Genomic DNA, 25,000 nt, shown 5'->3' on the forward strand with positions numbered 1-25,000 from the left:
AAGAGGTTCTCACGAGGGTTTCTTCGGGCGGCCGCGGTGCATCCGTTCGCGCATCCGCTTCTCGGTCGCGAGGAGGTCGCTCTCGCGCACCCTCCCGAGCATCGGCTTGAGCTCTCCGTTCTGCACCCAGACGCGCAGGGTGCGGCGCGACTTCCCGATCCGCTCGGCGCACTCGTCGAGCGTCAGCCACACCGTCGGCATCCGGCTCATGCGGCTCCCGCCTTGCGTTCCTCGATGACCGCCTCGACGTCGGGCTGCCAGTATCGGCCCGCGTCGGTCTTGACCTTCTCCCGCTCAGCCCACCGGCGCACGGTGCCCGTCGTGACACGTGCGAGGCGAGCGGCCGCGGCGAGGGTGAGCCATCGCGGATCGTGCGGCATACCGTCGCCGAGGGGAACCGCTTCGGCGCTCGAGAACACCGCAGCCCACAGGCCGTCGTCGTCCTGGTCGTTCGCCTCCCACTCGCACTCACGGCAGAGGTACCGGGTGATGCCCACACGAGATCTCGGCGGGAGGACACGGACGGCCTTCATGTCGCACTGCGGACACGCCGCCTCAGCCCACCGCATCCGGTCCTCGAGCGACCACTTCGCGGCGACGTCGGCGATCGTCCAGAAGTCAGGCGAGCTCGTCATGCTGCGATCGAGCACCGCCCTCCCGAGCGCGATCGCCTGACGCTTGTCGTTCGCGATCGCGTCGAGACCGGCGAGGAGCACGTCAGCGCACCACCGCGCCTGATCGGCAGCGACGTCGCCCTCGATACCGGCGGCCAGGTGATACCGACGGTAGTCGACGTCGGGATGCAGGATGCGGTCCTCCCACATGCGCAGTGTCACCGCGACGTCGTTCGACGCGTCGAGCAGGTCAGCGGCCACAGGGGCCGGGAGCTCGGGACGAGACGACGACACCGACACCGCGTCGTAGGCGCGAGCCTTCGTCGGGTCAGCGATCGAGCGGAGGTGAGCGAGCAGGTCTGGGGCGTCATCGATCAGGCGTCGCATCGACCGGTAGCAGCTCTGGCAGATGAGCATCCCGTCGGCGGCGGCTCGAGGCGCACAGCCTCGGCACGTGCCACCCTCGGCATCACCGAAGCTCGGGCACGACGAGAAGTGAACGTCCTTCACCGTGCATCCGCGAACGCAGAAGCGGTCGTCGTGGTCAGAACGGTAGGTCATCGGGGGTCTCCTGCTGCTCCTCGAAGATGGCGAGCTGTTCCATGTAGCGGCGATTGGCGAGCCATTGCCTGCGGTATGCCGCTGCGGTGCCGCATGGCCCGCAGGGAACAGTCGTGGTGCCGTTGGGGTGCTCGTGACATCCGATGGGCGGAGCGTTGAGCAGGTCCGGGCGTGCAGGTCTTGAGAGCACCGGCTGAGCGGGGCCTTGCGAGGCCCAGCGGGTCGCCCATTCCTGCGCTTCCGCGTCCGCCCGTGCGCGTGCTCGCTCGCGCGCTCTCGCTCTCGCGCGTTCTCTTTCTCTCTCGCTCTCTCCAGCCGGTGAAAATGCCGGCCGCGGGGCGAAGGCCGGGCCGGGTGCTGACGGGGCCGTGAGCGGCACTGTGGGCGCCTCGGAAGGCAGCGGCAGCATCACGAGCCACTCCCCCGATTCGTCGGCCCACGTACGCGCATGCCCGGCCTCCTCGAGCATCACCACGTGCAAGATCACGAGCTCCGTCGCTGCGGTCGCCGACATGGTCGGGTACAGCTGCGCCGCGATCGATTCGGGGCGCAGCCGCATCGGCGACGTCCCCGCCAGCATCCGCAGCCCGAGCGCGGTCGGCGCGGCCTCGAGCGGCAGCCCGAGCACGTTGGGCACCATCGAGTGCCCGCCGCCAGACGGCGGTGGCTGGGGGGTTGTGTCCAAAGTCGTTCCCTTCTGATGCGAAAGCTCGCTGGCAGACGTCGAATGCGAGCTGTAGGTCGGCGTGCTCCACGAGGAAGCACTCCGACCAGCCGCGGCCGCGGTACAGGATGCGGTCAGCGCGGTGGAGGCCCTCGCCGGTGGGACCGGTGAAGGCGGGGTCGAACAGGCGGCGCAGCGCGCGGAGGCCAGCGGCCTCCCACGAGCCGTCGGTGTCCTCGGCGTCGAGCAGCACGATCGCGCCGGTGCGGCGCATCGCCTCGAGCCGGGAGCCGCGGAACGCGCGCCCGATCTTGAGGACGCCGAGCTCGGGCCACCACACGATGTACGTGTGTCCGTACTTGAGCATCCGGGACGGGTCACGGACGCACTCCCGGCACGACAGTGCGCGATCACTGCGCAGCGCGCGGCCCTGCTCGACCGTCCGCCGGCCGCACACGCACACGCAGCCCCAGACGGGTTGGCGGGCGCCGCTCGGAGCGATGCGGTCGGGCAGGCGTGTCTTGACCGTCAGGAGCCCGAAGCGGCGCCCCGTGAGGTCGATGAGCGCTCCCACTACGCCCCCTCGCTCGATCGTCCGGTGGAAGCGTCCAGCGCGGCTTCGGCGTCGCGGTATCGCTGCAGATCCGCGGTCCGCATCTGCTCCCGTTGCTCCTGCGCCCACGCCGAACGATCCGCCACGTACTCGGGATCAGTGGCGAGCCGATCGGCGACGTCCACCCCGGCCGCCAGGGCATGGGCGGCGAGATCGAAGCGGCGACGGGCCGCGCTGCGCCGAGCGTCGTCGGCGAGCGCGGCGGGGACCGTCGGGTTAAGCAGCGCGCATGCGCGCTCTGCTGCCTGACGGCGTTGCTCGATCGTCAGGAACGGTACCGAGGTGATCGCGATGAGGTTCGCGATCTCCTGCTGGTCGACGGTCACTGCGCACGCTCCGAACCGGTCGAACCGGTCGCCACGGTCGCGTGCTGGTAGTCCTCAGCGTGCCCGGTCACGATGCATCGCTCGACGGCGACCTCGCGGACCTTGCCGGTGGTGTGCTGCTTGACGTACACCCGACCTCCGACCGGGTGAGACACCACCGTGTGTCGCTCTTGCGCCGTCGCTCCGAGCTTCACGATGTCGAGTCGCTGAACCATCACAGACCCCCATCCGTGTGAATGGGTGAGCCGCCGTCGAGTGCGGCAACCCACCCGGCTGCCATCGCGGCCACCTGCACCAGCTCCTTGCGGAGCGCCGCCTGATCGATCGGGCGGCCCTCGACCTTGGCGTCGTTCAACTCCTTCGCCACCTCGCCAACCTCCTCGCTGAGCACGAGGAATCGCTCGGCCGAAAGCACCGGCCACGACTCCATCGAGTGCTCGCGATGCTTCTCGTGAGCCCGGATGCGCTCGCTCCGCAGCTCCTCGCCGACGTCGGTCGACGACATCAGGAGCCAGCTGTACATCTTCGGGTCGTCATCTGCGAGGGTCATCGCTCGCTCCTGTCCTGTTGAATCGGGGTGTCTCGGCGCCAGGTGCCGTGCTCGCGGATGATCTGGGTCGCGGTCTTCTTGATCTCGGGGGTGAGGTCGGCGCCGCGGACACGGAACCAGTCGAGGCCGGGGAGGGCGGTGCCGAGCTTCACGGCGAGCTCGTCGGCGTAGTCGCGTTCCCAGAACCCGCCGACGAGGCTGTAGCCGCTGCCGGCAGTGAGGATGTAGCCGGTGCCGGCGATGAAGTCGTCCTCGGGGCGCAGGTAGAGGCCGGCGACGGGCGTCGGGTAGAGGAACGACCACGTGTATTCGACGACACCGGAGTCGGCAGCCCGGTTCGGGGTCATCACGGGGACGATGCCGCGGCTGTCGGGGTCGAAGCGGAACTCGATCGCTGCGGCGAGCGCGAGGTAGTGGATGGTGCGTTCGTCGTCGTCGGTGAGCTCGATGCCCTTCTTGTCTTGGACGAAGTTCTTGATGACGCGCTCGAGCACTTCCGTTTCGATGAGACGGTCGGTGGTGGCGTTGGGGGCGTGGACGAACGGGAGGTACGCCTGCTCGCGGTGGCCGTAGGCGTCCTCGTTGATGCGGTGCTGGGCGTTGCGGCCCTCGAGGTAGTCCTCCTCGGTGAGGAGCACGCCGAGGGTGCTGTCTCCGTCGCGGATGAACCGGGTCCGGGTGGTCACCTCCGCGTGGGCTTCGTCGGCGGCACCATCGAGCCACTCGTCGACGAGCCCGCCGCGGGCGTCTTCGGGGGTCCAGTCGACGCGGACGGGGACGGTCTCGCCGTCGGTGAACGTGTGGTGCTCGGTGTGTCCGTCGCGTTGCATGAAGGTGACGCGGGGCTTGGAAGTGGTCATCGGGTTCTCCTGTGGGTTTCGAGCAGCGCGATCGTGAAGTCGCGCTGCCAGGGGCGAAGGGTGATGCCGGCGGATGCGGCGAAGTTGTCGACGAACCGGCCGAGGCGGCGGCGCCGGCGGATGCTGCGGCCGGCGAGACGGCGAGCGCGGTTCATGCGCTGGCCGGGTGGTCGAGGATGGTGCGCCAGTTGGTCCAGCGGTGGAGGCGGCGACGCGTGGTGTTGGTGCGGTTCGTGGGGCGGTCGAAGTACACGTGCTCCCACGTGGGCGCCATTGCTCCGCTGATCTCGGGCTTGTCGTCGATGAGGTAGTCGCCGCGCACGAGGGTCTTGTCGTTGGTGATGATGGTGCGCTTGCCCCAGCTCTGGCCGAGGTGGCGGACGACCCACGCGAGCTTGTCGCTCGCGCAGGTCGGGTTCGATACCCACGGAGATGTGACGATGCGCACGTCGTGGCCTTCGTCGCGCATTTCGCGGAGGGCGGCGCGACCGCCGTCGATCGCGGGCAGGTCTGCGTAGTAGCCGGGACGGTTGAGGAGATCGGCGACGATCTGCTGCTGTGCCGCGTCGAGGCCGTGGTTCAGGTTCCACTCGGTGCGCTGGTGGCTGCGTGTGATGGTCGCGGCCGGTTCGCCGAGCACGTCGAGCGCAGCGTCCCAGGCGGCGTCCCAGTCGGCCAGCACGCCGTCCATGTCCACGAGGATCGTTGCGGGATTCACAGCAGCCCCGCCTCTCGGATCTTCGCCTCGGCGAGCGAGACGCGCTGGAAGGTCGCGGCATCCCCACCCATGTCGGGGTGCGTGATGCGCTGCGCCTTGCGGAGCACAAGCGCGGGCTGCGGTGTCCCGGGCAGGTCACGGGCGCCGACGAGATCGATCAGCCACGCGTGCGCCTCCGCGGCCGTCGCGAACCCTGCAGGCGCCGCGGTGGCCTCGAGCGCAAGGAAGCCGCGGTACTGCTCGCCGCGCTTCGTGACGCCGTAGCGGTCGACCTTGCGGAGCGCTTCGAGGGCGAGGGTGACAGCGCGGAGGTTGCCCTCCCAGGTCGTGAACGTGTCGCACGGGTAGGACACGGGGCCGACGTTCGGGATGGTGAAGGAGAGGATGATGCCGGGGTGGTCGGCCTTCGCGCCGGCGTAGGGGCGACCGTCGAGCCGGAACCTGTCGGGGTGCACGGCGATGAGCAGCTCGACGTCCTTCGCACCGAGCTCGCGGAGTTCGCGGTCGAGGTCACGAAGGGTGACGGTCAGCGGAACGGGGCCGGCGCCGACGCGCTTGCCGTCCTCCCACCTCCCGTTGCGGTTGAACGGGGCGACCACGCGGGTGCGGGTGAACTCCCCCGGCCACTCACGGATCGGGCCGACCTTCATCGTCACGGGCCAGTCGGTCACCGGGCACCCCCGAAGAAGCGGCGCTGCTTCGGCGCGGCCGCGGCGTTTCGCGCCTCCTCGAGCTGCACGGTGAGCGCAGCGACCTGGAGCTGAGCGAAGCGGAGCTCGGCGTCGAGACGGGCGTTCTCGGCGCGGTACTCTTCCGTCCGCTCGCGCTCCGACCGCAGACGGGACAGGCCGAGGCGGACGGTCGCGGCGCGTCGTCTCTCGGCGTACGCGGCGCGGTCTGTGGCGGCGGCCCACTGGCGGAGAGCGAACTCGAGGGAACGGCCGTGCGTGTCGACGTCGGCGAGGAGGATCGCGTTCTCTGCCTCGAGGCGGGCGGCGATGCTGCGGGCCTGCTCGACGTCGTGTGAGACCGCGACGTCGGACCAGTCGGGGCGGACGCTGTCGGGCAGGACATCCGTAGACGGGACCCATGATGACGGGTGCTCTTCCATGCCGAGCCGGCGGCGGGTCTCGTCGAGGATGTCGGAGTTGCGGGCGAAGTCGCGGATGAGTGCGACGGTCTCCGGCTCGTCGGACTCAGCGCGCTCCGGAGACGCGGCCGGGTCGACGGCGTCCCCGTGGTCCGGTGCCGGCGTGGCCTCTTCGATTTCGACGGATTCCTCGGCAGCGTCGGGGGCGGAGTCGGCCGGCGTGCGATGCGCGAAGAGGTAGGCGTTGACGACGCCCTTCTGCACGCTGCCGCGCGGGTTCACCTCGATGCCGTTCGCGCGTGCCCATGCTCGGATGACGGACTGCGACGGGATCTCGGGGGCCGCGGCGTCCGCCGCCGGCGTCTCGGTCGGTTCGGTGGGTTCTGTGGGTTCGGTGGGTTCTGTGGGTTCGGTCATGGTGGGTTCCTCGGTCTCGTGTGCCTGCTCGTCGGCGGGCTCGATGTGCTCGGACGGTTCGGTGGGTTCGGGCGCGTGGGCGGGGCACGTGCACGTCGTCGCGACGTCGGCGACGTCGTCCCACGCGGTGCCGTCGCAGTTGGGGTGCTTGCCGGCGGCGCACTCAGGGCAGACCGGCGGGGTGGGTTCGGTGGTCACGGTGGGTTCCTTCGCGGTCGCGGCGGCGCGCTCCTGCGCTTCCTTGCGTGCGGCGTACCGGGCGATCGCTTCCTCGACGTCGGGGGCCGCGGCGATCGGGTACTCGTCTTCGGGGGCGATCGCGTCCGCGTTCGGCTTCTTGGGTGCGAAGCCGAGGCGGCGCGCGATCGCGCCGGCCGGCATGTTCCGGCCGTAGAGGTTCATGTATCGCCGTTCGCCGGACTCGAACCGGATGTGCGCTGTCTCGCACGTGAGCCCGTGCACGGGAAGCGCGGGGCACTTCGCGTGCTGGGTGCACCCGCGGGCGTAACCCTCGGGTGTCCCGTGCTCGATCCGGCGGGGGCTCATGCAACACCCCCGCGCACTGTGAAGGCATCGGGGAACTCAGCCACCGGTCGAATCGACGGCACACCGGGACGCGCCAGGAGTTCCCGGAGTGCGGCGGCTGCCTGCTGAGGGACAACGCCATTCCCGCACGCCTTGAGCTGCTCGGCGCGGGACAGGCCGATGGCGGGGTCGGTGACCCACCCGGCGGGCCAACCCATCATCCACTCCGTAAGTTCCGGGTTCAGGCGGGGCTTCCCGCCCTTCCCGTCGTGGCGCACCGGCGCGGGCGCAGGGCGTCCGGTGACGGCCTCCCATCGGGCTATCGCTGCTGCGTACGGTCCCCAGTCCGTCTCGTGCTCACGGACCAGCCCCGGGAGCAGCTTCTCGTCGGCGCGCGAGCCGCCGCGCTGCGCGTTACCTCCCGTGGCGTTCCCGACCGTCGGAGTGGGCAGCAGCGAGACCTCTGTGCGGAGGTCATTGCCGGTGTTCGCGCGTACCCACACGCCGCCGTCGCTGTCGGTCGCGCGGGGGGTCGGGAGCAGCTGGACCGCGCCGGGCAGCAGTGGCTCGCCTCGCCCGTTGACGTCGTTCCCGTGCGCGTTCGACACAGACGGCGTCGGAAGCAGCTGGACGGCGATCGGGAGCGGCATCCCCATCCCGTTGCCATTGATCCCGGTCGCCTTCACGCGCTCGCGGCGGGCCATCCATGACTCGACGGACTCGCCATCGTTCTGCACGACCGCCGGCGTCGGGAGGAGGGTCAGATCACGATCCGCCCGTCCTCCATCTCCTCGCGGATCTGATCCGAGAGCCGCATCGTCGCGCCGGGTCGGTTCCGGTCGCGTGGCCCGCCCTCCGCTTCCGCCGCGGCCGGTGTTCTCAGCAGGCCAGGCGAGGATAAATACCCGGAATCGGCCATGCGGCGCGCCGACGTCGGATGCTCGGATGCTCGTCCACTCCGCATCGAACCCGAGATCGGCCAGGTCTCCGAGTACGGCTCCGAGTGCCCGCAGAGTATGGACGCCCTGGTCGTCTCCCACACACCACGGGCACGGTTCCACGTCGCCACCACTTGCGTCTGCACTAAGCAGCCCCCTTACGTTTTCAATGACGACCCAGTCCGGGCGGACGAGGTCGATAAGGCGCGCGAACTCGGACCACAGTCCCGATCGCGTGCCGTCCTTCATGCCCCGTCGGCGCCCGGCGAGACTCACGTCCTGGCATGGGAAGCCGCCCGCGAGGACCTCGACGTGCTCGACGGTGTTGACCTTCGTCACATCGCCGTGGTTCGGCACGCCGGGGTGACGGTGCGCGAGCACCTTCGACGGGGCCGCGTCAAACTCGCACAGCCAGGCGGGACGGGTACAAAAGACCTCGTCCACCGCCATACCGAGACCGCCGACGCCCGCGAACAATTCGCCCGATCTCATGTGGTTATCGGTCATTCTGGGTTCCTTCGATCGGGGCTCAGCGGCTCTCGGCGAGCGCGCGGTCGAACTCGTTGCGGGATGCGCGGGTGGGGGTGTCGGCGGCGGGGCGGGTGTGGCGGCCGCGTGGGTAGTAGTGGAGGGCGCAGACGCCGCGGGCGTAGTTGACGGCGGCGGTGAGGGTGCCGAGCTCGACGGCGGGTCCCATCCAGACGCGGACGGGCTTCTCGTCTGCGCCGGTGGGCTGGACCCAGTAGTAGGGGCGGACGGTCCAGGTGAGGACGTCGCGGCGGGTCGCGCCGAGTGCCTGCTTGCGGGCGGGTTGGCGGCGGACGAGCCATCGGCGCTGGTTCATGCTGCGGCCTCGTGTTCGGTCCAGTAGTTGGCGGGGAGGCCGAGGAGCTTCCGGTCGCGGTCGATGGTGCGGACGTCGACGCCGAGGCGGGCGGCCAGTTCGCTGTCGAGGTGTCCGAACGCGTGGAGCTCGCGGAGGGCGATGTGGCGTTCCTCGCGGGTGAGTCGTACGGGTTGGCCGTCCACGGCGAGGGCGATCGCGATCTCGTCGACACCGGCGTCCTCGCCCTGCTGCGGTTCGGGGTCGGTGTCGATGTCGTCCCAAGCGAGAGGCGGCACCCAGCCGGCGGCCTGCGCGGTGTGGAGAGCGAAGGTGCGCGACTGCCGTTGCGCCTTGGTGTCGGTGGGCGGTTCCTGGTTCCACAGGCGGTCGTACGCGGCGGTGATCGCGTTGCGGACGACGACGCGCACGGTTGGGGCACTGCTGATGCGGTGGACAGTGTCGAGGCTGACGCCGGCGATCGCGGCGATGGCGGCGCCGGACCATCCGAGGCAGGCGAGCGCCTGGAGGCGGCGGCGGGTTCCCTCGGCGGGCACGAGGGTGCCGGGGTCGAGGTCTGCGTAGCTCGGAGCGATCGCGAGGATGCGGGCAGCGTTATCGGCGAGGATGGTGCGGTTGCGGTGGTTCATGCACCGATAGACCGTGTGCTCCTGGATGCCGGCGCGACGGGCGATCTGCGCGTAGGTGTACCCGAAGCGCTGCAGGATCATGACGTGGACGCGCACCGCGGCGATGGGGGTGCGGGCGCCGCCCCACCGGCCGTAGGCGACGAGGCGGCGCATCCGGGCGCGGCGGGCGGTTCCTGCTTCTCGGCATCCGGTGCAGCGGCAGGCGTGGGCGGTGTAGCAGTTGGCCGTCAGGCCGTGCGCGTGGGACGGCGGGCAGGTGAAGACGGGAGCGGTCATGCGAACACCACCGCGGCGATAAGGCTGCCGACCGCGATCGCGCCGGAGACGGTGGCGACGTGCGCCCACGCGGTCGTGGCGGTGTCGGGGGCGTAGTCGAAGGGCTCGTCGATCATCGGAGCACCACCCGGACGGTGATCTCGGCGAGCGCGGGGATGCCGAAGACGATGGCGGGGGCCGCGATCCCTGCGGTGATCCAGTCGCGGGCGGTGGGGGTGTCGGGGTTGTGGGTTCTCATGGTGGGTTCCTGAGGAGGTCGGTCAGTCGAAGAGGGTCGCGGGCACCAGCGGTGGTGCTTTCGCGGGCGGGGCGAGGTCGGCGAGGATGCGCTCGAGCTCGGTCAGCCCGGTCGGGGTGACGTAGATCTGCAGGTAGCGGTGGGCCTTGTTGCGGCCCTTCGGCCCGACGCTGACGGCGTGGACGACGAGGTAGCCCTGGTTGTGGGGGTGGGCGGTGATGATCCAGTGCGAGGACGCGTCGTTGCGTTCGATCCACCCGAGGCGGTCGAGGTGGTCGAAGAGGCCGTCGCGGCCGAGGCGGATGCCGAGCCGGTCGGCGAGGTGCTTCGCGGCCGCGGCGACCGTGTAGGACCCGACGACGGTGCCGGTGGGGCGCTCGGCTGCGGCGAGGGTTTCGGCGGCGGTGAGGCGCGGGAGCTCGGCGACGAGCCACTCCATGAAGTCGTGGGCCTGCTCGATGTCGTTCGCGTCGTCGCGGATGCGGTTCACGGCGGCGTCGAGGGGGATGTATGTCACACCGCCGACGTCGATTGAGTGTTCGTCGTCGACGACGAGGAGCTCGCCGGTCCCCCACGGCGGGATACCGGCGATCGCCTCGACGTCGTCACGGGACAGGTAGACGTAGGGGCGGTCGACCAGGACGCGGAGGTCCCGGCCGTCGACACGGTGGATGAGCTGGCGGGGCTGCTGCAGCTCGACCACGGCGCTCACCGCTCCCCCACGCCGGCGGTGATCTCGTCGTCATCGGCGGGGCCGTGCTCGACGAGACAGCACGACGGCTCGACGACCCGACGGGCTCGGCGCGGGCGACCGTGCAGGAGGGCCGCGATCACGAGCAGGGTGACGGCCGCGAGCAGCGCGACGACGAAAAGGCCGTCACCGATCGGGGTGGTGCCGGTTGCCGAGTCTGCGGTGGCCGCGGCGGGCGCGATACCGGCGAGCGCGATCGCGATGCCGACAGCGGACGCGGCGAGCGCTTCGCGGGTGGTGATGTGGGTGGCCGCACCCAGGGGGGCGGGTGCGGCCACCGTCGACGCGTTGGGGAACGTGTCGGGTGCCGGCGCACTGGGGGGGCACGCCGGGACCTCGGCCTGGGGAACCGAGGAGCTGAGGGGGTGGCGGGCGGTCATGCTGCGTCACCGTGGGTCTGTACGCGGCTGCCCTTGACCCATGCGAGGACGTCGTCGCGGTCGTAGAGCACGACGTTTCCGCTGTCGCCGGTCGGCTTGTAGAACGGCGGGTCCTGGCGGCGCTTGCGTCGCGCCTTGAGGACTTCGAGGGTGACGCCCGGGAGCATGTCGCACACATCGCGAGGTGAGAGCCAGACGGTGTCGCTGGCCGTCTGGGGCTGGGGCGCTCTCATCTTTGAGACGGTTCCCATTAGTCCTGCACCTCGCGGGTGCTGGCGAGCGACTCGACGGTGACCTCGAGCCACTCGGCGATCTTCTCGATTTCGGCCATGTTGAACGGCTCGTGGCCGTTGAGTCTGCGCGAGACGTACTGGCGGCCGCGGCCGAGCACGGCGGCGAGCTCGTTGATCTCGCGTCTCTGGATGAGCAGCTGAACTCTGACGCCCTCGCCAACGCGCTGCCACCATGCGGTGCTGGTTGCTGTTCCCATATGAGTACGTTAACCCTCGTTGGGTACGTTTGCAATCTTTTACGGGACGCGTGTCCCTAAACAGGTACGCTGGCGGCATGGCTGCTGGAACTCAGGGAGAAGCGACCGGGCTCGCGCTCGACGTCGCCCGCTATGTGCAGAGGCAGGCCGCTCACCGCGGCCTGTCCTACGACGACGTCGCACGCGCGATCGGGATGTCGAAGACCTACACGCAGAAGCGACTCCTCGGCCAGCTCGCATTCACGCTGCGTGACTTCGAGATGCTGGCCGGCTTGTTCGGCCTCGACCCGGACGAGCTCCTTGCACGGGTGCAGCTCCCGGAGGCCGCCGACTACGACGGGCGGCTCGTGCCGCGCTACGAAGTGGTCTCGAGGAAGGGCGAGAAGGTGGTGCGACGCGTGAGCGACGCCGACCCCGGGATGGCCGGCGACAACGTCATCGAAGGCCGCTTCGGCCGCAATGTCGGTGACACCACGAAGGATCTTGCAGAGGTCGCATCACCGATCGCACACAACAACGACGAGACGGACGACAACTTCGACGCCTGACCTGGGGAGGACCACGGCGCATGGACGACTTACTCAAGCTCGCCGAGGAGCTCGGGCTCACGGTGATCGAGGGCAAGGGTGAACACACAGGCGGTTACCGTCCCGGTGAGAGCCTCATCCGGCTCAACCCCGGCATGCGCCGCCGCATCGCGCGGTCGGTGCTCGCACACGAGATCGCGCACCACGTGCTCGGGCATCGACCGACGGACTTCGGCCCCGTGCGCTACCGCCAAGAGCGTCATGCGAACGAGTGGGCCGCTCAGCACCTCATCGACCACGAGCGCTACATCGAGGTCGAGCTGCTCCGCGACGGTCACGAGCCCTCGATGGCTCACGACCTAGACGTCGCGCCCGAGCTCCTCGCCGTCTACCGTGGCATGCTTCAGAGGATCGGCTCGCACATCTACTTCGATCCGCACATGGGCGCCGGCATGTGGACGCACCGGCACGAGGTCGCCTGATGGCCGGCTCGATCACGAAGTACGCAACTGCGGCCGGCCCGCGCTATCGCGTTCGATACCGGAAGCCGAGCAACCAGCGGCAGACAGATAAGCGCGGGTTCAAGACGAAGCGCGAGGCTGAGGTCTTCCTCGCCTCGGTCACCATCGCGAAGGCCGTCGGCGACTACATCGACCCGGCGCTCTCGCGCGTCAAGGTGGAGCAGCTCGCCGACCGATGGCTGGCAGGCAAGCGGCCGCCGGCGCTCAAGCCGTCCGCGTACAAGCCGCTCGAGATCTCCTGGCGGCTCCACGTGCAGCCGCGATGGGGCGATCGCGAGATCCGCAGCATCGTCCCATCTGAGGTGCAGGAATGGGTGACACAACTCAGCCAGCCCCTCGGCGAGCGCTCGGGCAAGTCGGCAACCGTCGTACTCCGCGCGCTCGGCGTTCTCGCCGGCATCCTGGACATGGCGATCGACGACGGCCGCATGAAGAAGAACCCGGCGCGTGGACTCCGGAACCTCCCGAAGAAGCTCAAGCGCAAGGCGGGACGCTCCTACCTCACGATCGATCAGGTGCACCAGCTGGCGGCCGAGGCCCGTTACCCCACTCTCGTGCTCGTGCTCGCCTACACGGGGCTGCGCTGGGGCGAGGCGACCGCGTTGCGTGTCCGCCACCTCAACACGGTGCGGCGGCGGCTACACGTCGAGGAGAACGCCGTCCAGGTCGACGGGGTGATCCACCTCGGTACCCCGAAGTCGTCCGAGCACCGTCATGTGCCCTATCCGAAGTTCCTCGAGCCGTACCTCGTGCAGCTCACCGCAGGCAAGGGACCCGATTCGCTGCTGTTCGGCGACGGTCTCGTGCACCTTCGCCCTTCACGCGTCGGCACGGGATGGTTCGAAGGCGCTGTGTCGCGCGCTCGAGCAGCCGATCCGACCTTCCCCCGCATCACGCCTCATGACCTCCGCCACACTGCCGCCTCGATCGCGGTGAGCACCGGCGCGAACGTCAAGGCGGTGCAGCACATGCTCGGCCACGAGTCCGCGTCGATGACTCTCGACACGTACGCGGACCTGTTCCCTGATGACCTCGAGGCTGTCGCAGACCGGATGGACGCCGCTACCCGCGCTGCGAGTGTGGGCAAATCGTGGGCAAGCGCCCTCGCCTGACACAAGCGAAGAGGCCCCGATCCCAGTGTTTCCACGGGATCGGGGCCTCTTCATTTCGGAGCCGCCTAAGGGAATCGAACCCTTGACCTATTCATTACGAGTGAATCGCTCTGCCGTCTGAGCTAAGGCGGCGCGCGTCGCTGTGCGATGCACGATCAGCAATGTTACATGCTCTGAGACCCCGCCGCGAACCGGCGGCGCGGCCGACGCCCTTATATCGGGAGACGCCGTGTTACGCGACGATTACTCCCCGTCCACCCGTGGCGCTTACCGTCGGAGGGCACCGCGATGAGGCGAGCGCGACTCCGGTCGTGCACGGGCGGGTCACCGCCCCGCGGTGCCCGATCCGAGGAGCACCACTCATGTCCAAGCGACTTCTGACCGCGGCCGCCCTGGCCCTCCCCCTGACCCTGCTGCTCGGCGCGTGCGCGTCGGACGCCGGCTCCGGCGACGCCGGTGACGCCGCACAGGACGGCCCGGTGCGCATCGGCGTCGTCGGCGCGGGCGACCCCTACTGGGAGACCTACAAGCAGGCCGCGGCCGACGAGGGCATCGAGGTCGAGATCGTCGACTTCACCGAGTACACCCAGCCCAACCCCGCACTCTCGGCGGGCGAGCTGGACCTCAACCAGTTCCAGCACATCATCTACCTCGCGACCTACAACGTGAACGCCGGCGACGACCTCGTGGCCGTCGGCTCGACCGCGACGTACCCGCTGGGCCTGTACTCGACGCAGTACGACTCGGTCGACGACATCCCCGAGGGCGCCACTGTCGCCGTCCCCAACGACGAGAGCAACCAGGCCCGCGGCCTGCTCGTGCTGCAGGCGCAGGGCCTCATCGAGCTCAAGGACGGCGGGTCGGTCTTCTCGACGACCGCCGACGTCGAGCCCGGCTCGAAGGTCAAGGTCGAGGCTCTCGACGCCGCTCTGACCGCGACGTCGCTGCCCGATGTGGCCGCCGCGATCATCAACAACGACTTCGTCGAGGATGCCGGACTGAAGTTCGACGATGCACTCGCGACCGACGACCCCAGCGACCCGAGCGCGCAGCCGTACATCAACATCTTCGCCGCCAAGGCCGAGGATGCCGACAACCCGACCTACCAGAAGCTCGTCGAGATCTTCCAGGACACGCAGGCGGTGACCGACGGACTGCAGGAGGCGTCCGGTGGTTCGGCCGTGCTCGTGAAGACCCCGAAGGACGAGCTCGCCTCCGCCCTGAAGCAGGTCGAGGACGACATCCGCGCCAACCAGTGACATCGTGCGTGTGCGGCCCGCCCCCACCGGACGGGCCGCACACGCATGTCCCGTTCGAGGAGCCCCCGCATGACCCTCATCCGCCTGTCCGGTGTGACCAAGCGCTTCCCCCCGTCCACGAAGGGCGGTGACCCGGTCGTCGCGGTCGATGACGTCGACCTCGAGATCGAGGCCGGATCCGTGTGCGGCATCGTCGGGTACTCCGGCGCGGGGAAGAGCACGGTCCTCCGGTTGGTCAACGCCCTGGAGACGCCCACGAGCGGCAGCGTCGAGATCGATGGCCGCGACATCACCGGGCTCCGCGAGCGCGAGCTGCGTGCCCTCCGCGGTGACATCGGCATGATCTTCCAGCAGTTCAACCTGTTCGACTCGCGCACCGTCGCCGGCAACGTCGCGTATCCCCTCGAGGTCGCCGGCCGCTCGCGCACCGAGGTCAAGCAGCGCGTGGCCGAGCTGCTGGAGTTCGTCGGGCTCTCGAGCAAGGCGAAGAACTACCCCGAGCAGCTCTCGGGCGGACAGCGGCAGCGCGTCGGCATCGCTCGAGCGCTCGCCACGAGTCCCCGCATCCTGCTGGCCGACGAGGCGACCAGCGCCCTCGACCCCGACACGACGCAGGAGGTGCTCGCCCTCCTGAAGCGCATCAACACCGAGCTCGGCGTGACGATCCTCGTCATCACCCACGAGATGGAGGTCGTCCGCGCGATCGCAGACCGCGTGGTCGTCATGGAGCACGGACGCGTCATCGAGAGCGGCGACGTCTTCGACGTGCTCTCGGCACCGTCGCATGCGGCGACCCGCCGGTTCGTGGCCAGCATCATCGACGAAGCGCCCACCGGCGAGAAGCTCGCGGCGCTGCGCGCGCGGCATCCCGGCCGCATCGTCACCTTCACGATCCGCGAGGGAGAGTCGCCGCAGGCAGACGTCTTCGCGGCATTGTCGTCCCATGGCGTGCGGTTCGAGCTCATCCACGGCGGCATCAACGACATCCGCGGACGCGTCTTCGGGCATCTGACGCTCGCCCTGTCGGGAGAGACGGATGCCGTCGACCGTGCCGTCGCCGCGGCATCCGCCCACGCACCGCTCATCGAGGAGGACTCCCGTGGATAGGCTCATCGATCTGCTGCCCGACCTGTGGCCGGCGACGGCCGAGACGCTCTACATGATCACGCTGAGCCTGCTGTTCGGCGGCATCGCGGGCTTCCTCATCGGCCTCGCGCTGTACGCCACGCGGGCCGGCAGCCTGTTCCCCAACCGCGTCGTGTTCGGCATCGTCAACGTGATCGTCAACACCTTCCGGCCGATCCCGTTCATCATCTTCATGGCCGCGGTTCAGCCGCTCGCCCGCGCGTTCAGCATCCGCGGCATCGGCATCGAGTTCGCCGTCTTCGCGATCTCGATCGCGTCGATGTTCGCCATCGGACGCATCGTCGAGCAGAACCTGCTGACGGTGCGCCCCGGGGTGATCGAGGCCGCCCGCGCCGCCGGCGCGAGCCGCTCGCGCATCCTGTTCCGGCTGGTCCCCCGCGAGTCACTCGGTCCGCTCGTGCTCGGTTACACCTTCATCGTGGTCGCTCTCGTCGACATGACCGCGGTCGCCGGCGCGATCGCCGCGGGCGGCCTCGGCCAGTTCGCGCTCGTGAACGGCTTCCGCCAGTTCAACCCCTGGGTCACCTGGGCGGCCGTGATCATCATCATCCTGCTCGTGCAGGGCGTGCAGTTCCTCGGCAACGCCCTCGCGCGCCGCATCCTGCGGCGCTGACCCCGCCCCTTCGCGGGGGCTCGGTCAGGCCGAGGTCCCAGTTGGGCCGGGAATGGCGGCAGCAATCCCGGCCGAAGTGGGACCTGGCGCCAGCGCTAGCCTGGCGGAATGCTCTCGGATGCCGATCTGCTTCGGTTCGCGCGTGATCTCGTAGCGATCCCCGGCGTCGTCGCGGTGGCGCTCGGCGGCAGTCGAGCGCGCGGCGCGCACTCCCCCGATTCCGACGTCGATCTAGGCGTGTACGTCGACGGACGAAGGGTCGACCGGGCCGCTCTCTCCGCGACGGTGTCTCGCTGGGCGACGACGCCGGTCATGATCGGACCCGCCGGGAGCTGGGGCCCGTGGGTGGACAGCGGCGCATGGGCGACGATCGCGGGCATGCCCCTCGACGTCATCATCCGCGACGCCGACCGCGTTCGAGCTCAGGTCGCCAGGGCTCGTCGCGGCGAGTTCGCCTTCCACGCACAGCCGGGGCATCCTCTCGGATTCCTGGATGTCGCATACGCCGGCGAGGTCGCGCTTGCGAAGCCGCTCGTGGATGACGCGGGTTTCCTGCGCGATCACGCCGCCGCTCTTGCCCCCTACCCGGAGCCCCTGCGGCGGGCCTTCCTCGACGACCTGTGGCAGGTGGACTTCCTCGTGGATGCCGCAGCGAAGGTCGCCGACCGCGGCGACACCGCCTACATCGGCCTCTGCCTGAGCAACGCGGCAGTGCGACTGGCGTACGCGTGGCACGCTCAGGCGAGAACCTGGGCCATCAACGAGAAAGGTGTCGTCAGCGGCGTGCCGCGCCTCCCCTCGGCGCCTGCCGACTTCGATGTCCGGGTCGCCGCAGCTCTCAGCGCGCTCGACGCCTCACCCGAGGGCGCGCGGGCAGCGGTCGAGATGCTCCGGGCCCTGCCTCGCCCGTCCTGACCGCCGCCGAGGTGCCGCTTGGGCCGGTTTCAGCGGCCCATCCCGACCCGATGGGGACTTCGGGTGGGATACGGGCGGGGCCAGAGGCCTAGCGGCAGACGAGGCCGTCCTCGGGCACCGTGTCGTCGAGGAAGAACGCCTCGACCGCGTCGTCGACGCACGAGTTGCCCTTCTGGAACCCGGTGTGGCCCTCGCCCTCGCGTGTGATGAGCACACCCGACGCGAGCTGGTCGGCCAGCGACTTCGACCACTCGTAGGGGGTGGCGGGATCGTTGGTCGTGCCCACGACGACGATCGGCGCGGCACCGTCGGCCGTGATCTCGCCGCGGGTACCGGTCGGCGGATACGGCCAGACCGCGCAGGCGTCGACGCCCTCCCAGTACGGTGCGACTGTCGGCGCCTCCACCGCGAGGCGGGCCTTCGACGCGGCCTCGGCCTCGGGGTCGTTCTCGACCGGGTAGTCCATGCAGTTGTACGCGCGGAAGGCCTCGGACGAGTTGTCCGAGTACTGCCCGTCGGACGTGCGCGCGTAGTAGAAGTCCGCGAGCAGGAAGGCCGTCTCGGGGTCGCCCGTGAGGGTCTGCGCGAGCGCCTGGCGCAGGATCGGCCAGTTGTCCTGCGAGTACAGGGCCGCGATGATCGCGGTCATGAGCGAGCCGGCTCCGAGCCGCCGCCCGTCGGATGCCGGCAACGGCGACGCATCGACGCTCGCGAGCAACGCCCCGAGGTCGGTCATCGCATCGTCGACGGACCCGCGGAAGGGGCAGTCCTCCTCTTCGAGGCAGGCCGCCATGAACGCGCGCAGCGCCGACTCGAAGCCGACGGCCTGGGTGGCGCTGACGTCGAGCGACGACACGCTGGGGTCGATCGCGCCGTCGAGCACGAGCCGGCCGACGTTCTCGGGGTAGAGCTTGGCGTAGGTCGCTCCGAGGAAGGTCCCGTACGAGTAGCCGAGGTAGTTGAGCTTCTCGTCGCCGAGCACAGCGCGCAGCAGATCCATGTCGCGCGCGGCGAACTCGGTGGTGATGAAGGGCAGGATGCCGCCGCTGTTCTCGTCGCACGCGGCGGCGAACTGCTCGTTGCGCGCCGTCAACTCCGCTTCCCACTCCGGCGTGCCCCGAGGCGCCGCCGGGATGTCGAAGAAGTAGGCGTCGGTGCCTGCGGCGTCGAAGCACGCGACGGCGCTCGATCGTCCCACGCCGCGCGGGTCGAACCCGATGACGTCGTAGGCGTCGGCCAGCACTGACCCGACCGCGAACTGCGCGCTGTCGGCGATGAGGTCGTATCCACTGGCGCCGGGACCGCCGGGGTTGACCAGCAGCGAGCCGAGCGCGTCGCCCGACCCGGCCGCACGCCGGACGACGGCGAGCTCGATCTCACCCGCGGACGGGTCGTTCCAGTCACGCGGCGCGCGCACCGTCGTGCAGTCGTACGAGCCCGAGTCGGCGCCCTCGCAGGACTCCCACTGGAGTTCCTGACCGTAGAACGGCATCAGGTCTTCCGAGACACCCTCGGTGACAGGTGTGCGGCTCGGCGCGGGCGAAGCCTGATCGGGGCTTCCCTTGAAGACGCATCCGGTGAGGGCCGTCACCGTGGCCGCGGCGACGGCGACGACGGTGATCAGACGACGAGGAGCTTTCACGGTGTCCTTCCGCTGGCGACGGTGATGAGCATGCTCTCGAGGGCGAGCAAGGGGGCCGCGTTGCCTTCGAGGGCGCTGCGGGTGGCCGAGATGCGGTCGAGCACGACGAGCGTGCGGTCGGGAGTCCATGCCGACGCGAGAGCGGCGAGCTCGCTCGTCAGCTCACGATTGATGAGATCGCCCTGGCGGCCGAACTGCAGCATCAGCGTGTCGCGATACATCGATTCCAGATCGGTGAGGACGCGATCGATGCCGTCGCGCAGGCTGCGCGTGGCACGGCGCTTCTGCTCGTCCTCGAGCGCGCTCAGCTGACCACGCACCGCGGGCGGCACGGGCGCGCCCGGAGCGACCCCGAGCGTACGCCGGAGCGCCTCGCGCTCGGACTCGTCGCGTTCGGCCGTCAGAGCCTTGGCGTCTTCCGTCGCGGCGCTCACGATGCGGCCGGCCGTCTCGACGGCGTCGGACACCCCGCGCACCGCGAGCACGGCGCGCAGCGTCGCATCGCGGCGCTCACGGGAGGCGGCATCCGTGGCGAGGCGCTGGGCCATGCCGATGTGGCGCTGGGCGAGACGGGCCGACTGCTCTGCGACCGCCTCGTCGACGCCCGTCCGCGCGGAGATGAGCCGCGCGACATCCGCCACGTCGGGCTCACGCAGACGCAGGGTGCGCACACGGGATCGGATCGTCGGCAGCAGATCGGCGTCGCTCGGTGCGCACAGCACCCACACCGTCTGCTCCGGAGGCTCTTCGAGCGCCTTGAGCAGAACGTTGCTCGTTCGCTCGACCATCCGGTCGGCGTCTTCGACGACGATGACGCGGTATCGGCCGAGAGACGGGGAGAAGTACGAGCGTTCGACGAGCGCGCGGGCGTCTCGGATGGAGATGACGACGCCCTCGGTGCGAAGCGCCGTGAGATCGGGATGCGTGCCCGCGAGCACCTGCCGCATCGCGCCCTCGTCGCCCGGCTCGGCGATCAGTGCGGCCGCGAAGGCGTGCGCGAGCGTCGAGCGCCCGGAACCCGGCGGGCCCGTGATGAGCCAGGCGTGCGCGAGCTGCGCGGGGTCGGATGCCGCGGCCTGCAGCACCGCGACGGCCGAGTCCTGACCCCAGACCTCGCCCCACGGCGGGGCGAGCGGAGCGGAGGCGGTCATGGGTCCAGCCTACGGGGAGCCTCCGACCTCGGTTACCCCGCATCGCGCGGCCGACGGACCCGTCGTCGGCGCTGGCTCAGCCGCGCAACGAGCGCTCGACTCGCGCCCGGATCTCGATGGACAGGTCGACGGGCGGGCGGGACGCGTCGAGCACGAGGAACCGCTCGGGTTCCGCTGCGGCGAGCCCGAGGAAGGCGGTGCGCACGCGCTCGTGGAAGTCGGCCTTCTCGGCCTCGAGCCGGTCGAACGGCTTGTCGTCGGCATCGAGACGTGCCCGTGCGGCGGCGGGGTCGAGGTCGAGCAGCACGGTGATGTCGGGCAGCGCGCCGTCGGTGGCCCACAGCGACAGGTCGCGCACCTCGCCGGCATCCAGCACGCGTCCGGCTCCCTGGTACGCGACCGATGAGTCGAGGTACCGGTCCTGCACGACGACAGCGCCGCGTTCGAGGGCCGGGCGGACCACGGTCGCGACATGGTGAGCGCGGTCGGCGGCGTACAGCAGAGCCTCGGCGCGCGGCGCGATGTCACCGCGGTGGTGGAGGACGATGTCGCGGATGAGCACGCCCACGTCGCTGCCGCCCGGCTCGCGCGTGCGCACGACCTCGCGTCCGCTCTCGCGGAGCCAGGCCTCGAGGGCGGTCGCCTGGGTCGTCTTCCCCGACCCGTCGCCGCCCTCGAGGGTGATCCAGAGCCCGCGGTCGGCGGTGCCGGTCACTTCTTCTTTGCCGCGGGCTTGCGCGTCGTCGTGGTCTTGCGCGCCGCCGTCTTGCGCTTGGGCGCGGGGCCCTTGGCGCGCTTGTCGGCGAGCAGCTGAACGGCGCGTTCGAACGTGACCTCTTCGGCGTTCTCGCCGCGCGGGATCGTCGCGTTGGTCTCGCCGTCGGTGACATAGGGGCCGAAGCGGCCGTCCTTCAGCTTGATCGGCTTGCCGCTGGTGGGGTCGGCCTCGAACTCCTTGAGTGCACTCGATGCCGCGCGAGCCCCGTACTTGGGCTGCGCGTAGACGGCCAGGGCCTCCTCGAGCGTGATGTCGAACAGCTGCTGCTCGCTCGCGAGGGTGCGCGAATCGGTCCCCTTCTTCAGGTACGGACCGTACCGGCCGTTCTGGGCCGTGATCTCGGTGCCCGACTCGGGGTCGACGCCCACGACGCGGGGAAGCGACAGCAGCTTGAGCGCCTGCTCGAGATCGATCGTTTCGACGCTCATCGACTTGAAGAGCGACGCCGTGCGCGGCTTCGGGGCCGCTTCCTTCTTCTTCGTCGTCTTCTTCTTGGCGGGGGCGACCTCGCCGGTCGCCTCGTCGACGGTCTCCTCCGGCTCCGGCTCGAGCTCCTGCACGTAGGGACCGAAGCGTCCGTCCTTGACGACGATGAGCTTGCCGTTCTCGGGGTTCTCGCCGAGGACGCGATCGCCGGCCACGGGGGCGTCGATGAGCTCCTGCGCCTTCTCCGGCGTCAGCTCGTCGGGTGCGAGGTCGTCCGGGACGTTGACGATGCGCGTCTCGCCGTCGCCGACGGGGACGTCGAGGTACGGCCCGTACTTGCCGAACCGCAGGGTCGCCACGTCGCCGATGGGCGTCGCGTTCAGCTCGCGGGCGTCGATGTCGCCGAGGTTCTCGACGATGTTGCGCAGGCCCACGTGGTTGTCCGAGCCGAAGTAGAACTCCTTCAGCCACGCCTCGCGCGCCTGCTCACCCCGGGCGATGGCGTCGAGGTCGTCTTCGAGCGCCGCCGTGAAGTCGTAGTCTACGAGGTCGGAGAAGTGCTGCTCGAGCAGCCGCACGACGCTGAACGAGAGCCAGCTGGGGACGAGCGCCTGGCCACGCTTGGTGACGTAGCCGCGCTCGAGGATGACGTCGATGATGCTCGCGAAGGTCGACGGACGGCCGATGCCCTTCTCCTCGAGCGCCTTGACGAGGCTCGCCTCGGTGTAGCGGGGCTTGGGGCTCGTCGCGTGCCCCTTGGGCTCGACATCCGACAGCGTGAGCTCGTCGCCCACCGCGACGGGCGGCAGCGACTGGTCGGCGGAGCGGTCGTTGTCGCCGCGCTTCTCGTCGTTGCCCTCTTCATACGCCTCGAGGAAGCCCTTGAAGGTGTAGACGGTGCCGGATGCCGTGAACGCGGCGCGCTTGCCGCCGGCGTCGACCTCGAGCGTGACGGTCGTGGTCTCGTACTTCGCGTCCGACATCTGGCTGGCGACGGTGCGCTTCCAGATGAGGTCGTACAGACGCTGCTCGTCGCGGTCGAGACCGGAGGCGACGGATGCCGGCGTGCGGAACTCCTCGCCCGACGGGCGGATCGCCTCGTGGGCCTCCTGGGCGTTCTTGGCGTTGTTGCGGTACGAGCGCGGGCTCGCGGGAACCGCGCGGTCGCCATAGAGCGCGACCGCCTGCGTGCGCGCCGCCGTCACGGCCTGCGCCGACAGCGCGGTCGAGTCGGTACGCATATAGGTGATGTAGCCCTTCTCGTAGAGACGCTGGGCGACGCTCATCGCGTGCTTCGCACTCATCGAGAGCTTGCGGCCGGCCTCCTGCTGCATCGTGGAAGTCGTGAACGGCGGCTTGGGGCTGCGGGTTCCGGGCTTGGCCTCGACAGCGGTGACGGCGGCCGCGGCGGCCTTCTCGATCGCGGCAGCGAGCTCGCGGGCGTCCTTCTCGCTGAGGACGACGACCGCCTTCTTGAGCGAACCGGCGTCGTCGAAGTCGGTGCCGCGGGCCAGCGGGGCGCCGTCGAGACGCGCGAGGCGGGTCGAGAACGAGCCGCCGTCCTTCGCCGCGTGGGCCTCGATGTCCCAGTACGACGCCGAGACGAACGACATCCGCTCGCGCTCACGCTCGACGACCATGCGAGTCGCGGCAGACTGCACGCGGCCGGCGCTCAGCGCCTGGCCGTCGCGGCCGGAACCGATCTTGCGCCAGAGCACGGGCGAGACGTCCCACCCGTAGAGGCGGTCGAGGACGCGGCGGGTCTCCTGCGCGTTGACGAGCGCGAGGTCGAGCTCGCGGGTGTTGTCGGCGGCCGCGCGGATGGCGTCCTTGGTGATCTCGTGGAAGACCATGCGCTTGACGGGGACCTTGGGCTTGAGCACCTCGAGCAGGTGCCAGGCGATCGCCTCGCCCTCGCGGTCTTCATCGGTGGCGAGCAGGACTTCGTCGGCGTCCTTCAGGGCGCGCTTGAGCTCGGCAACGGTCTTGGTCTTGCGATCGCTGACCACGTAATACGCATCGAAGCCGTTCTCGACGTCGATGGAGTACTTGCCGTACGCCTGCTTCTTGTCGGCCGGGATGTCCTCTTTCTTAGCGAGGTCCCGGATGTGCCCGACCGAGCTGAGCACTTCGTACTCGTCGCCCAGGTAGCCCTGGATCGACTTCATCTTGGTCGGGGACTCGACGATGACGAGTTTCTTGCCGCCTGCCACGAGTCTTCCTTTCTCCAGCGCACACCATACACGCGCCACACAGTGGAGGACGCTGGGAGCGGCGCGTCATATCCTTCCGTCGGCATGTCCTGGCGCGAGGGCCGCGCGGGCGCGCGCGTGCACGCGGAATACACCTTCCGGTGCTCCGATTCCGACACGTTCGGTGGCTGAAGCGGCGCATTCCGGATCGCCGGGGCTCTCCCAGCGGGTGACGCCCCTACGATCACGGCAAGCCGGCGGTTCCTGATCAGTCCCACTCGGCCAGGCCCGGTGGCTCTAGCGACCGGGCCGCTTCCCCCACGGTCGACGGACGCAAGGACGCGAGGTCGCGTGCGCGGACACGTCACACCGGTGGACCGGCCCGGGCGCGCGCCCGCACCGCGAACCCGCCTGCCGACGACTCGACGACGACGGTCGCGACCACCCCGTCCACCTCGCACGCGGTGAGCGCGAGCCCCGACCGCGCGACGACCTGCTCGGCTCGGCCGCACGGCACTCCCCCGATGAACCCGAGCGCGGCATCGGCCGCCGCGAGCGCCGCCGTGTCGGCGACGGCAGACGCCCGCGCCGACTGGATCGCCACAGCTCCCGCCAGGGCACAGCCCGCGGCGACCGTCGCCGTCACCACCACGACGCCGACGCCCATCGCGACGCCGGCCATCAGCGTCCTCCGGAGAGCGCACAGGCCTCGGCCCGCAGCGCGGGCAACGGCAACGGGATGCCGTGATGGGCCGTCACGATCGCACATGTGAGGTCCGCGTCGGATCGCACCTCGAGCGCTGCTCCCCCTGCCGCCGCCTGCACCGCCTCCCCCGCCCGCCCGAGATCTTCGCCCCGCGCGACGAGCCGCGCGGCCTGAGCAGCCGCATGCTCGAGCCGGATCTGCGTGCCCGCCGCCGCCAGCGCGGCGACGGCGAGCAGCACCAGGAGCATCGCCGCCGGAACGACGACCGCGAACTCAGCGGCCACCGAGCCGCGATCGTCTCGGCGGAGCGTCATTCGACGGTCAACGCCCGTCGCACGAGATCGGTGAGGATGCCGCGCACCTCGTCGCTGCGCATGATCACCACCAGCAAGCCAGCGAAGGCGACCGCTGCCATCGTCGCGATGGCGTATTCCGCGGTCGCGGCGCCGGACTCGTCGGCGAAGAGCCTTGCGGCCCGCACTCGCGTCAGTCGAGGAAGGGATCGGTTCATGTCTGCTCCGTTCTGTC

Annotated in this window: 33 protein-coding genes and 1 tRNA gene; 7 read left to right on the forward strand and 27 right to left on the reverse strand. The window is 70.0% G+C overall.

Annotation, left to right across the window (positions count from 1 at the left end; translation table 11 throughout):
• Positions 1-9: 9 nt before the first annotated feature.
• From CI089_RS01335 to CI089_RS01410, 19 genes are all read right to left on the reverse strand, one after another.
• Entirely contained in the window at positions 10-210 is a 201-nt protein-coding gene (locus CI089_RS01335; RefSeq protein WP_143738838.1) for a helix-turn-helix domain-containing protein, read from the reverse strand.
• Positions 207-1,175: a hypothetical protein gene (locus tag CI089_RS01340; protein WP_218823005.1), complete on the reverse strand. Its 969-nt coding sequence runs from the start codon at positions 1,173-1,175 to the stop codon at positions 207-209. The genes CI089_RS01335 and CI089_RS01340 overlap by 4 nt, the downstream gene beginning before the upstream one ends.
• The gene (locus CI089_RS01345) at positions 1,159-1,860 is read right to left on the reverse strand and encodes a hypothetical protein (protein ID WP_218823006.1); all 702 of its coding nucleotides are present in this window, start codon (positions 1,858-1,860) and stop codon (positions 1,159-1,161) included. Before CI089_RS01345 ends, CI089_RS01340 begins: the two co-directional genes overlap by 17 nt.
• A gap of 552 nt (positions 1,861-2,412) precedes the next feature.
• Positions 2,413-2,778 (reverse strand): hypothetical protein, encoded by a 366-nt coding sequence (locus CI089_RS01350; RefSeq protein WP_094259925.1) that lies wholly within the window; start codon positions 2,776-2,778, stop codon positions 2,413-2,415.
• Positions 2,775-2,993: a hypothetical protein gene (locus CI089_RS01355; protein ID WP_094259926.1), complete on the reverse strand. Its 219-nt coding sequence runs from the start codon at positions 2,991-2,993 to the stop codon at positions 2,775-2,777. The genes CI089_RS01350 and CI089_RS01355 overlap by 4 nt, the downstream gene beginning before the upstream one ends.
• Complete coding sequence (locus tag CI089_RS01360) at positions 2,993-3,328, reverse strand: hypothetical protein (protein ID WP_094259927.1); 336 nt, start codon at positions 3,326-3,328, stop codon at positions 2,993-2,995. Before CI089_RS01360 ends, CI089_RS01355 begins: the two co-directional genes overlap by 1 nt.
• On the reverse strand, positions 3,325-4,188 hold the full coding sequence (locus CI089_RS01365) for a hypothetical protein (RefSeq protein WP_094259928.1): 864 nt from the start codon (positions 4,186-4,188) through the stop codon (positions 3,325-3,327). Before CI089_RS01365 ends, CI089_RS01360 begins: the two co-directional genes overlap by 4 nt.
• Positions 4,185-4,343: a hypothetical protein gene (locus CI089_RS16335; RefSeq protein WP_179223194.1), complete on the reverse strand. Its 159-nt coding sequence runs from the start codon at positions 4,341-4,343 to the stop codon at positions 4,185-4,187. Before CI089_RS16335 ends, CI089_RS01365 begins: the two co-directional genes overlap by 4 nt.
• The gene (locus tag CI089_RS01370) at positions 4,340-4,906 is read right to left on the reverse strand and encodes a 5' nucleotidase, NT5C type (protein WP_143738839.1); all 567 of its coding nucleotides are present in this window, start codon (positions 4,904-4,906) and stop codon (positions 4,340-4,342) included. The genes CI089_RS16335 and CI089_RS01370 overlap by 4 nt, the downstream gene beginning before the upstream one ends.
• Positions 4,903-5,577 (reverse strand): hypothetical protein, encoded by a 675-nt coding sequence (locus tag CI089_RS01375; protein WP_094259930.1) that lies wholly within the window; start codon positions 5,575-5,577, stop codon positions 4,903-4,905. The genes CI089_RS01370 and CI089_RS01375 overlap by 4 nt, the downstream gene beginning before the upstream one ends.
• On the reverse strand, positions 5,574-6,959 hold the full coding sequence (locus tag CI089_RS01380; RefSeq protein ID WP_094259931.1) for an Lsr2 family DNA-binding protein: 1,386 nt from the start codon (positions 6,957-6,959) through the stop codon (positions 5,574-5,576). The genes CI089_RS01375 and CI089_RS01380 overlap by 4 nt, the downstream gene beginning before the upstream one ends.
• Complete coding sequence (locus CI089_RS01385; RefSeq protein ID WP_218823007.1) at positions 6,956-8,383, reverse strand: DNA cytosine methyltransferase; 1,428 nt, start codon at positions 8,381-8,383, stop codon at positions 6,956-6,958. The genes CI089_RS01380 and CI089_RS01385 overlap by 4 nt, the downstream gene beginning before the upstream one ends.
• A gap of 22 nt (positions 8,384-8,405) precedes the next feature.
• Positions 8,406-8,720 (reverse strand): hypothetical protein, encoded by a 315-nt coding sequence (locus CI089_RS01390; protein WP_094259932.1) that lies wholly within the window; start codon positions 8,718-8,720, stop codon positions 8,406-8,408.
• Entirely contained in the window at positions 8,717-9,625 is a 909-nt protein-coding gene (locus tag CI089_RS01395; protein ID WP_143738840.1) for a hypothetical protein, read from the reverse strand. The genes CI089_RS01390 and CI089_RS01395 overlap by 4 nt, the downstream gene beginning before the upstream one ends.
• Before the next feature lie 112 nt (positions 9,626-9,737).
• Positions 9,738-9,863, reverse strand: coding sequence for a hypothetical protein (locus tag CI089_RS16530; RefSeq protein WP_256977359.1), 126 nt, complete (start codon positions 9,861-9,863; stop codon positions 9,738-9,740).
• A gap of 22 nt (positions 9,864-9,885) precedes the next feature.
• Positions 9,886-10,575 carry a phage antirepressor KilAC domain-containing protein gene (locus tag CI089_RS01400; RefSeq protein ID WP_094259934.1) on the reverse strand — a complete coding sequence of 230 codons (690 nt, stop codon included), beginning with the start codon at positions 10,573-10,575 and terminating at the stop codon, positions 9,886-9,888.
• Positions 10,572-10,892 carry a hypothetical protein gene (locus tag CI089_RS01405; RefSeq protein WP_143738841.1) on the reverse strand — a complete coding sequence of 107 codons (321 nt, stop codon included), beginning with the start codon at positions 10,890-10,892 and terminating at the stop codon, positions 10,572-10,574. The genes CI089_RS01400 and CI089_RS01405 overlap by 4 nt, the downstream gene beginning before the upstream one ends.
• Positions 10,893-10,990: 98 nt before the next feature.
• Positions 10,991-11,227, reverse strand: coding sequence for a hypothetical protein (locus tag CI089_RS16160; protein WP_143738842.1), 237 nt, complete (start codon positions 11,225-11,227; stop codon positions 10,991-10,993).
• Positions 11,228-11,244: 17 nt separating this feature from the next.
• Complete coding sequence (locus CI089_RS01410) at positions 11,245-11,484, reverse strand: helix-turn-helix domain-containing protein (RefSeq protein ID WP_094259936.1); 240 nt, start codon at positions 11,482-11,484, stop codon at positions 11,245-11,247.
• A 77-nt stretch (positions 11,485-11,561) separates the two neighbouring features.
• On the opposite strand from CI089_RS01410, the gene CI089_RS01415 reads away from it, so the two are divergent.
• From CI089_RS01415 to CI089_RS01425, 3 genes are read left to right on the forward strand one after another with little or no spacing between them, the layout of a single operon-like run.
• The gene (locus CI089_RS01415) at positions 11,562-12,032 is read left to right on the forward strand and encodes a helix-turn-helix domain-containing protein (RefSeq protein WP_094259937.1); all 471 of its coding nucleotides are present in this window, start codon (positions 11,562-11,564) and stop codon (positions 12,030-12,032) included.
• 20 nt (positions 12,033-12,052) lie between these two features.
• Positions 12,053-12,493, forward strand: a complete 441-nt coding sequence (locus CI089_RS01420) for an ImmA/IrrE family metallo-endopeptidase (RefSeq protein ID WP_094259938.1) — start codon at positions 12,053-12,055, stop codon at positions 12,491-12,493.
• Positions 12,493-13,644, forward strand: a complete 1,152-nt coding sequence (locus CI089_RS01425; RefSeq protein WP_094259939.1) for a tyrosine-type recombinase/integrase — start codon at positions 12,493-12,495, stop codon at positions 13,642-13,644. Before CI089_RS01420 ends, CI089_RS01425 begins: the two co-directional genes overlap by 1 nt.
• Before the next feature lie 59 nt (positions 13,645-13,703).
• On the opposite strand, the gene CI089_RS01430 is transcribed toward CI089_RS01425, so the two are convergent.
• A tRNA-Thr gene (locus tag CI089_RS01430) sits at positions 13,704-13,776 on the reverse strand.
• A 230-nt stretch (positions 13,777-14,006) separates the two neighbouring features.
• Between CI089_RS01430 and CI089_RS01435 the strand changes: the two genes are divergently transcribed.
• The 4 genes from CI089_RS01435 to CI089_RS01450 all read left to right on the forward strand — a co-directional run bounded on the left by CI089_RS01435 (position 14,007) and on the right by CI089_RS01450 (position 17,577).
• Complete coding sequence (locus CI089_RS01435) at positions 14,007-14,903, forward strand: MetQ/NlpA family ABC transporter substrate-binding protein (RefSeq protein ID WP_094259940.1); 897 nt, start codon at positions 14,007-14,009, stop codon at positions 14,901-14,903.
• A 69-nt stretch (positions 14,904-14,972) separates the two neighbouring features.
• Positions 14,973-16,010: a methionine ABC transporter ATP-binding protein gene (locus tag CI089_RS01440; RefSeq protein WP_094259941.1), complete on the forward strand. Its 1,038-nt coding sequence runs from the start codon at positions 14,973-14,975 to the stop codon at positions 16,008-16,010.
• A complete protein-coding gene (locus CI089_RS01445; RefSeq protein ID WP_179223195.1) occupies positions 16,003-16,662 on the forward strand; it encodes a methionine ABC transporter permease in 660 nt (219 codons plus the stop codon). Before CI089_RS01440 ends, CI089_RS01445 begins: the two co-directional genes overlap by 8 nt.
• A gap of 108 nt (positions 16,663-16,770) precedes the next feature.
• Positions 16,771-17,577, forward strand: coding sequence for a nucleotidyltransferase domain-containing protein (locus tag CI089_RS01450; protein WP_094259943.1), 807 nt, complete (start codon positions 16,771-16,773; stop codon positions 17,575-17,577).
• Positions 17,578-17,665: 88 nt separating this feature from the next.
• Here the strand turns inward: CI089_RS01450 and CI089_RS01455 are convergent, their stop codons facing one another.
• From CI089_RS01455 to CI089_RS01485, 7 genes are all read right to left on the reverse strand, one after another.
• Positions 17,666-19,219, reverse strand: a complete 1,554-nt coding sequence (locus tag CI089_RS01455; protein ID WP_094259944.1) for an alpha/beta hydrolase — start codon at positions 19,217-19,219, stop codon at positions 17,666-17,668.
• Positions 19,216-20,370, reverse strand: a complete 1,155-nt coding sequence (locus CI089_RS01460) for a DNA polymerase III subunit delta' (RefSeq protein WP_094259945.1) — start codon at positions 20,368-20,370, stop codon at positions 19,216-19,218. Before CI089_RS01460 ends, CI089_RS01455 begins: the two co-directional genes overlap by 4 nt.
• A gap of 76 nt (positions 20,371-20,446) precedes the next feature.
• The gene (gene tmk / locus CI089_RS01465; protein WP_094259946.1) at positions 20,447-21,085 is read right to left on the reverse strand and encodes a dTMP kinase; all 639 of its coding nucleotides are present in this window, start codon (positions 21,083-21,085) and stop codon (positions 20,447-20,449) included.
• Positions 21,082-23,787 carry a type I DNA topoisomerase gene (gene topA, locus CI089_RS01470; RefSeq protein WP_094259947.1) on the reverse strand — a complete coding sequence of 902 codons (2,706 nt, stop codon included), beginning with the start codon at positions 23,785-23,787 and terminating at the stop codon, positions 21,082-21,084. The genes tmk and topA overlap by 4 nt, the downstream gene beginning before the upstream one ends.
• A gap of 343 nt (positions 23,788-24,130) precedes the next feature.
• Entirely contained in the window at positions 24,131-24,448 is a 318-nt protein-coding gene (locus tag CI089_RS01475) for a helicase (RefSeq protein WP_094259948.1), read from the reverse strand.
• On the reverse strand, positions 24,448-24,786 hold the full coding sequence (locus CI089_RS01480) for a TadE family type IV pilus minor pilin (RefSeq protein ID WP_094259949.1): 339 nt from the start codon (positions 24,784-24,786) through the stop codon (positions 24,448-24,450). Before CI089_RS01480 ends, CI089_RS01475 begins: the two co-directional genes overlap by 1 nt.
• Entirely contained in the window at positions 24,783-24,983 is a 201-nt protein-coding gene (locus CI089_RS01485) for a DUF4244 domain-containing protein (protein WP_094259950.1), read from the reverse strand. The genes CI089_RS01480 and CI089_RS01485 overlap by 4 nt, the downstream gene beginning before the upstream one ends.
• Positions 24,984-25,000: the final 17 nt, after the last annotated feature.

It is taken from the genome of Microbacterium sp. Yaish 1 (assembly GCF_002245215.1).
GTDB lineage: Bacteria > Actinomycetota > Actinomycetes > Actinomycetales > Microbacteriaceae > Microbacterium.

Bases quoted from the DNA above. Each gene is read 5' to 3' on its own strand.
- CI089_RS01355 (WP_094259926.1), bottom strand. From the start codon at position 2,993: ATGGTTCAGCGACTCGACATCGTGAAGCTCGGAGCGACGGCGCAAGAG.
- CI089_RS01485 (WP_094259950.1), bottom strand. From the start codon at position 24,983: ATGAACCGATCCCTTCCTCGACTGACGCGAGTGCGGGCCGCAAGGCTC.
- CI089_RS01425 (WP_094259939.1), top strand. From the start codon at position 12,493: ATGGCCGGCTCGATCACGAAGTACGCAACTGCGGCCGGCCCGCGCTAT.
- CI089_RS16530 (WP_256977359.1), bottom strand. From the start codon at position 9,863: ATGAGAACCCACAACCCCGACACCCCCACCGCCCGCGACTGGATCACC.
- CI089_RS01395 (WP_143738840.1), bottom strand. From the start codon at position 9,625: ATGACCGCTCCCGTCTTCACCTGCCCGCCGTCCCACGCGCACGGCCTG.
- CI089_RS01380 (WP_094259931.1), bottom strand. From the start codon at position 6,959: ATGAGCCCCCGCCGGATCGAGCACGGGACACCCGAGGGTTACGCCCGC.
- CI089_RS01415 (WP_094259937.1), top strand. From the start codon at position 11,562: ATGGCTGCTGGAACTCAGGGAGAAGCGACCGGGCTCGCGCTCGACGTC.
- CI089_RS01335 (WP_143738838.1), bottom strand. From the start codon at position 210: ATGAGCCGGATGCCGACGGTGTGGCTGACGCTCGACGAGTGCGCCGAG.
- CI089_RS01460 (WP_094259945.1), bottom strand. From the start codon at position 20,370: ATGACCGCCTCCGCTCCGCTCGCCCCGCCGTGGGGCGAGGTCTGGGGT.
- CI089_RS01435 (WP_094259940.1), top strand. From the start codon at position 14,007: ATGTCCAAGCGACTTCTGACCGCGGCCGCCCTGGCCCTCCCCCTGACC.
- CI089_RS01410 (WP_094259936.1), bottom strand. From the start codon at position 11,484: ATGGGAACAGCAACCAGCACCGCATGGTGGCAGCGCGTTGGCGAGGGC.
- CI089_RS01390 (WP_094259932.1), bottom strand. From the start codon at position 8,720: ATGAACCAGCGCCGATGGCTCGTCCGCCGCCAACCCGCCCGCAAGCAG.
- CI089_RS01360 (WP_094259927.1), bottom strand. From the start codon at position 3,328: ATGACCCTCGCAGATGACGACCCGAAGATGTACAGCTGGCTCCTGATG.
- CI089_RS16335 (WP_179223194.1), bottom strand. From the start codon at position 4,343: ATGAACCGCGCTCGCCGTCTCGCCGGCCGCAGCATCCGCCGGCGCCGC.
- CI089_RS01420 (WP_094259938.1), top strand. From the start codon at position 12,053: ATGGACGACTTACTCAAGCTCGCCGAGGAGCTCGGGCTCACGGTGATC.
- CI089_RS01365 (WP_094259928.1), bottom strand. From the start codon at position 4,188: ATGACCACTTCCAAGCCCCGCGTCACCTTCATGCAACGCGACGGACAC.
- CI089_RS01480 (WP_094259949.1), bottom strand. From the start codon at position 24,786: ATGACGCTCCGCCGAGACGATCGCGGCTCGGTGGCCGCTGAGTTCGCG.
- CI089_RS16160 (WP_143738842.1), bottom strand. From the start codon at position 11,227: ATGAGAGCGCCCCAGCCCCAGACGGCCAGCGACACCGTCTGGCTCTCA.
- CI089_RS01440 (WP_094259941.1), top strand. From the start codon at position 14,973: ATGACCCTCATCCGCCTGTCCGGTGTGACCAAGCGCTTCCCCCCGTCC.
- CI089_RS01450 (WP_094259943.1), top strand. From the start codon at position 16,771: ATGCTCTCGGATGCCGATCTGCTTCGGTTCGCGCGTGATCTCGTAGCG.
- CI089_RS01475 (WP_094259948.1), bottom strand. From the start codon at position 24,448: ATGGCCGGCGTCGCGATGGGCGTCGGCGTCGTGGTGGTGACGGCGACG.
- CI089_RS01385 (WP_218823007.1), bottom strand. From the start codon at position 8,383: ATGACCGATAACCACATGAGATCGGGCGAATTGTTCGCGGGCGTCGGC.
- CI089_RS01340 (WP_218823005.1), bottom strand. From the start codon at position 1,175: ATGACCTACCGTTCTGACCACGACGACCGCTTCTGCGTTCGCGGATGC.